The organism is Anaerophilus nitritigenes, from assembly GCF_004138215.1.
In the GTDB taxonomy this organism is placed as follows: domain Bacteria; phylum Bacillota; class Clostridia; order Peptostreptococcales; family Thermotaleaceae; genus Anaerophilus; species Anaerophilus nitritogenes.
Genome location: NZ_RYYS01000025.1, coordinates 1 through 6,391 on the forward strand (window position 1 = coordinate 1; position 6,391 = coordinate 6,391).

General features: G+C 28.1%; 4 protein-coding genes and 1 pseudogene. All 5 read left to right on the forward strand.

The window, feature by feature from the left end; translation table 11 throughout:
* On the forward strand, nt 1-298 hold a 298-nt coding region (locus EK368_RS03025; protein WP_243109348.1), incomplete at its 5' end, for a hypothetical protein.
* 227 nt (nt 299-525) lie between these two features.
* A complete protein-coding gene (locus tag EK368_RS03030; protein ID WP_129596287.1) occupies nt 526-1,686 on the forward strand; it encodes a hypothetical protein in 1,161 nt (386 codons plus the stop codon).
* 195 nt (nt 1,687-1,881) lie between these two features.
* Nucleotides 1,882-4,341: pseudogene (secA, locus tag EK368_RS03035) on the forward strand (preprotein translocase subunit SecA); the annotation flags it as partial.
* A gap of 872 nt (nt 4,342-5,213) precedes the next feature.
* Entirely contained in the window at nt 5,214-5,882 is a 669-nt protein-coding gene (locus EK368_RS03040) for a DUF6042 family protein (protein ID WP_129596291.1), read from the forward strand.
* Between the two features lie 87 nt (nt 5,883-5,969).
* A complete protein-coding gene (locus tag EK368_RS03045; RefSeq protein WP_129596293.1) occupies nt 5,970-6,299 on the forward strand; it encodes a MazG-like family protein in 330 nt (109 codons plus the stop codon).
* Nucleotides 6,300-6,391: the final 92 nt, after the last annotated feature.

Below are 6,391 nucleotides of genomic sequence, written 5' to 3' on the forward strand. Positions count from 1 at the left end.
AGAAGATAATAAAGAGTTTAGAAATGAAATAAAACAAATTCAAGAAGATAATAAAGAGTTTAGGAATGAAATAAAACAAATTCAAGAAGATAATAAAGAGTTTAGAAATGAAATAAATAACAAACTTGATAATATAAGCAATAAAATACAAACAGTTTATGAACAAACTGCTGATTTAACTGAATTTAGAACAGAAGTTAATGTAAAATTAGATACAATAAAAGATGATTTAAGCGCTGTTGAATTAGTAACCTCAAAAAATTGGAATGACATAGCAAAATTAAAAGCTATAAAATAGAGATTCACCAAGAACCACAGAAATTACAAGTAACTACAAGGGACAGGTATTTAGATTTAAACCTAGTCCGACTAATCAATAAAATCTAGTACCTTACAGGTAGAAATGCTTGTGAGGTGTTTTTTTATAGTGTATTAATAAGAACCATTTATATGATAAAGTTGAAAAAAATATGAATAATTGGTATAATATACAAATTGATAAAGATGAAAAAGGGAGAGGAATATATGTTGAAGAAGGGGAAATTAGTAGCACTATTTATTATAAATGTAGTAATTATATTATTATTGGGATCAACTATATCTTTGGCTTTAAGTGAACAAAACATAAAGATGAATGTATCCAATAGAGAATATGAAGTAAGGTGTAATACAAATCCTAAGATTTTTTCACAAAATGCCAATTCAATGTATATGTGGTTTGGTCTTCAGTCCCAAGATGATAATAATTCTATGGGAATTAAGGTAAGTAAAATAGAAATTGTTCAAAATGAAAAAGTAATAGCTAGAGCTAATAAAATAAGATCATATAGTATCTTGGGTAATTATGATACGGATAGTTTAGAATTTATAAACGATTTTGCAAATAAAAATGGCGAGAATGTAGTAGATATTGTTTTTTATTTAGGCAGTAAAGAAGTAGCTAGAGTGAAAGATTATATATTAAAAGTTTATAGTAACTCAGTTATTAGCTATATGGATATAAGTGAAATAGGAGTACAAAGTAATTCATTGAATATAGAACTAGAAATGATTAATGTGAGCAAAGATGCAAAAATAGATGTGTATCTAGTAAATGATTCAAATGATAAAATTGCAAAACTAGATAAGCTTATAGCCGATGATTATAATAACAAAGAGCATAGAAGAAATTTTGAGTGTAGTCTTTTGTTTTCAAATAAAGAATATGTAAAGAATCATGAAAATTATAAAGTGATCGTTACTGTAGATGGAAATAAATTGAACATGGTGGATGTGAAAGGACCATCTATTGTTGTGCTAAATGGGTGTACGATGAATATTATTTATGATCCAGTAGAGTATATGGATGATACTACTGCTGATGTAGTAGATCATTTTGGAGGTTTTGAAATATTTAAAACAAAAGATGCTATAGAGTCAAGCAAAGCATGGAGGGTAGCATTTAATAAACCAATCCATTTTGATAGTATCAATAAAGATAATATTTATATTATAGATAAGCAAACAGGTTTATCTATTGATGTAGATTATAAAGTAGAGGTAGATCATAAAGCTGTACAAATTATTCCATTAAATGGTGCTTTTGAGTTGGGTAAAACATATATTTTAATTGTTGAAAATAGAATAAAAGCAAGAGATGGAGTAAATCTGAGCAAACCAGCTATGACTGAATTTATTATAAAATAAATTGAGAGTAAAGATATGAACTTAAATCTAAAATCATTATTCTAGAAAAATAGAGCTGCCTTACAGTGAAAAATTCATGTAAGGCAGCTGTTGTATTATTTGGATTTATTATTAGTTTATAAGAATATTCTTTTAAATATATATGATTAATGGTAAAATGTACTTTAGTAAGTATGAGATTATAGGAGGAAAATCATGGCAAGTTTTTTAGCAAAACTATTTGATTCAAATGAAAGAGAGATTCAAAGAATAGAGAAAAAAGTACAAAATATATTAGCCTTAGAAGAAAATATAAAAAAATTATCTGATGAAGAATTAAGAAATAAAACTTTGGAGTTTAAAGATAGACTAAAAAGTGGGCAAACGCTAGATGATTTATTAGAAGAAGCTTTTGCAGTAGTTAGAGAAGCTTCTTTTCGTGTTCTTCATATGAGACATTTTCCTGTCCAATTAATGGGGGGAATTGTGCTTCATGAAGGAAATATTGCTGAGATGAAGACTGGAGAAGGAAAAACATTAGTATCTACTTTACCTGCTTATTTGAATGCTTTAACAGAAGATGGGGTATTTGTCATTACGGTAAATGATTATTTGGCTTTAAGAGATAGAGAAGAGATGGGACAAGTCCATGAGTTTTTGGGTCTTTCTGTGGGACTCATTCAAAATCAGATGAGCATAGAGCAGAAAAAGGAAGCCTATAGATGCGACATTACATATGGAACAAATAGTGAATTTGGGTTTGATTATTTAAGAGATAATATGGTTGTATTAAGAGAAAATAGAGTTCAAAGGAAGTTGAATTATGTCATATTGGATGAAGTAGATAATATTTTAATTGATGAGGCTAGAACACCTCTAATTATATCAGGACAAGGAAATAGACCTTCTCAATATTATATGACTGTTGATAAATTTGTAAAAAGTCTTAAAAAAGATGAGGATTATGAATATGATCCAGATGCAAAATTAGCTACTCTACTAGATTCTGGAATGGATAAAGTGGAGAAGATATTTGGTATTAAAAATATTGCAGCTATTGGAAATATAGAATTACTTCACCATATTAGACAAAGTCTTCATGCTAATTATGTAATGAAAAAAGATCAAGATTATGTAGTGAAGGATGGAGAAATACAAATCGTAGATAGATTTACAGGAAGACTTATGCCAGGAAGAAGATATAGCAATGGACTTCATCAAGCTATAGAAGCAAAAGAAAATGTTGAGATTCAAAAAGAATCAAAGACTATGGCGACCATTACATATCAAAACTTTTTTAAGATGTTTCATAAAATATCTGGAATGACAGGGACTGCATCTACAGAAAAATTAGAAATAAGAGAGATTTATGGAATGGATGTAGTAGCAATTCCAACAAATAAACAAACGATTCGACAAGACAAAGAAGATATTGTATTTAAAACAAAGAAAGCAAAACTTAAAGCCATTGCAAACGAAGTCAAAAAAAGACATAAAAAAGGTCAGCCAGTTTTGATTGGAACAATTTTTATTGATCAATCAGAAGAAATAGCAAGTCTTCTTAAAAAAAACAAGGTACCTTTTCAACTATTAAATGCAAAGCAAGATAAAAATGAAGCACAAATTATTATGCAAGCAGGACAAAAGAGAGCCGTCACTATTGCTACGAATATGGCAGGTAGAGGAACGGATATAAAGCTTGGAAAAGGTGTAGAAGAGCTTGGAGGATTATTTGTACTTGGAACAGAAAGACATGAATCAAGAAGAATTGACAATCAATTAAGAGGTCGTGCAGGTCGTCAAGGGGACCCAGGAGAGTCTCAATTTTTTATTTCTCTAGAAGATACTTTGTTTGAAAGACTTGGTCAAGAAAACATGGAAAATATGCAAAAAACGGCACAAAAAATAGGTTTAGAAGATGATGAGCCTCTTCAAGATAAAATTCTTTCAAAAGCTATTGAAAGGACTCAAAAAAATATTGAGTCTGTCAATTATAGAATCAGAAAGAGTACTCTTGAATTTGACCAAATTTTAAATAAACAAAGAGAAACTATATATAAAGAAAGAAATAAAATTTTAAATGGGGAAGATATGAGTGGTTTTATTAAAAATATGATTCAAGATGTAATAAAAAGAATTGTAATACCTTATACAGAAGAAAACCCTTTTCCAGAAGAGTGGGATCTAGTGGGTTTACAAAAGGAGTTAAATACAAGATTATCTTTTAAAAATAGAATAGATTTTAGTCCATGTACAAAAGTGGAAATAGAACAGCTCACAAAAGAAGAATTGATAAATAGAATTACAGAAGAAGGATTAAAAATTTATGAAGAAAGAGAAGAAGTTATAGAAGCAAACCAGCTTAGATATATGGAGCAACTTATTTTGATGAAAAATATAGATAAAAGTTGGATGGATCATTTGGATGTAGTAGAGCAAATTCGTCAAGGAATTGGTTTTCAAGGAGTAGGAAGAGAAGATCCTATCCGAGTATTTAATCAAGAAGCTTTTGATTTATTTGATGATATGTTAGAGTCTATCAAAGAAAATACTGTTAAAGTATTGTTTGGATTAGAAAAAAGAGAAAATATAGAGCAAAATAATCATAAAAAGCCTTTAACAAAAGAAGAAATAAAAGAAAAAATAGAAATATTAGAAGAAAAATATAAGCTTAACAAAAGATATCTTTCAAAAATCCCAGCAAATCTTCCTAAAATTACATTGAATATGGATATCAATGCAATAGATCATGTAGAAGTAGAGATTGGATTATATTATTTAGAAGATGGGGTAGAAGAAAGAATTACAAATTATGATTATAAAAAAGTAGTAAAGGGTGTATTTTCTGTAGAATTTGAAAAGCCAAAGGATAAAGATTGGAATAAAGGCTGGTATCAAGTAAAAGCATTTGTATCTGGTGAGGAAGCGAGTAATATCAATTTTATGATTACAGATCCTATGGATTTAAAAGAACTTGAAAGTAGAAATAATGCACAAAAAAGTCTAGATTCTAATATTGCATTTTTCTCTAATAAAAGTCCAATGATTACATTTCAGTTAAAGATAAAAGATGCTGAAAAAGAAATGATCAAAGGTGCTATTGCGTATCATAAGAATTATGAGAAAATGACTATATTTAATATACCTATTAAAGATCATAATGCAAGAATTCGATTAGAAAGACCTCAAAACGGATGGCAAAATGGATTTTATGAATTTTTAACAATAGAAGATCAAAAAAAAGTTGTATGTTCTTTTATGATTGTAGATGAATTTAGTAGTGATACTGAAAAAATTAATATACCATTAAAAATAGAAGAACAATATAAAAGTATTGATTTAGAGGCTCAACTTGCAAATATAGAAAATAGAAAGATTGTATTTAATATGCCTATAAAAATTGAAGAAACAGGAATAGTAAATATGGAAATTAAAAGACAAAAAGAAAATTTGGAAATAGGAAGATACGAATTTAGATTGATGAATAAAAATGAATTGATATTGACAAAACATTTCTTGATAAAATAAAAATAAAGGAGATTAAACAAATGAACAATCAAAAAACAATTCAGATACCAAAAGAAATTCAAGATTATCTTTGGGGAAGATATTTACCAGAGACGACTTACAAAATATATGTGATGATAGGATATCTTCAAAGCGAGAAGATCGTAGGAGATCAAGCTACTAATTTACTGTTCAAATTAAATGTTACTACTGAAAATCAATTAGATAAAGTTATTGAAGAAAAAAAGAAAGTAGTTGAAAAATTAGGATACAAATATCCTACGAATAGAAAAGAAGATCTAGAGTTACTTCTTCACTATCAATTGATTAAGATAGGAAAAGATGAAAAAGAAAACATCATATATTTACATAATACACCTGTTCCTAAGCCAGAAGAAGTGCTATCACTAGATCAAGAAGAAATGAAAATTCTTGAAAATATAAAATTTGAAATGAACCATCAAAATGCATTTGATATGATTTTGACTTTACTTTTAAATAACAATGGAAACTTAGTAGCAACTATAGATCATATTCATAAAACTACAAAAGTAAAGTTTACAGATATTAAAAAGACGTTGGAGTATTTAGTGGCAGAAGGATCTATTTCTATTCAGGCAAATAAACCTATTGATAAATTGAAAAAAGAAGATAAAGTATATATAAATATTAATAAAGAAGTTTTTGAGCAAAAAAGATTTGTTATATAAAAAATAATATCTCAGAGGATGCTTCTTTTGAGTTTAAGTGTAGGTTCGTAGTTGATATTTTTAGAAACACAAGAAAGGAGCAATTCAATGGAGCAATATACAACTTTTAAACAAATTAGTTTGCCCAAATTAAACAATTTGCAACCAGGGTTAGAATCTACTTGTTTAAAGCTTATGGAAGAGGCAGGAGAACTTGCTCAAGCCATAGGTAAATTTAGAGGTTTAAATGGAGAAAAGATTCATATAGAAGAAAAAGAAGTAATTGAAATGATTTCTAAAGAGCTTTTGGATGTTGCTCAAGTAGCTATATCTATGATGTTTGTTCTGGAAGAAGAATATCATATTAATATTAAAGAAAAAGTGGATGGACATATTAAAAAGTTAGTAGAAAGAGGATATATTAAATTAGAAAAATAATGATTAAAAAACAGAGTGATCACTCTGTTTTTTTTGGCTCTATGTCAATAGTTGGGGTGGGATTGTTCATAATCCTGCTCCATTACTTTATT

What these genes read in the sequence shown, in the direction of transcription:
- EK368_RS03030 (WP_129596287.1), top strand. Translation starts at nt 526, where the DNA reads ATGTTGAAGAAGGGGAAATTAGTAGCACTATTTATTATAAATGTAGTA.
- EK368_RS03040 (WP_129596291.1), top strand. Translation starts at nt 5,214, where the DNA reads ATGAACAATCAAAAAACAATTCAGATACCAAAAGAAATTCAAGATTAT.
- EK368_RS03045 (WP_129596293.1), top strand. Translation starts at nt 5,970, where the DNA reads ATGGAGCAATATACAACTTTTAAACAAATTAGTTTGCCCAAATTAAAC.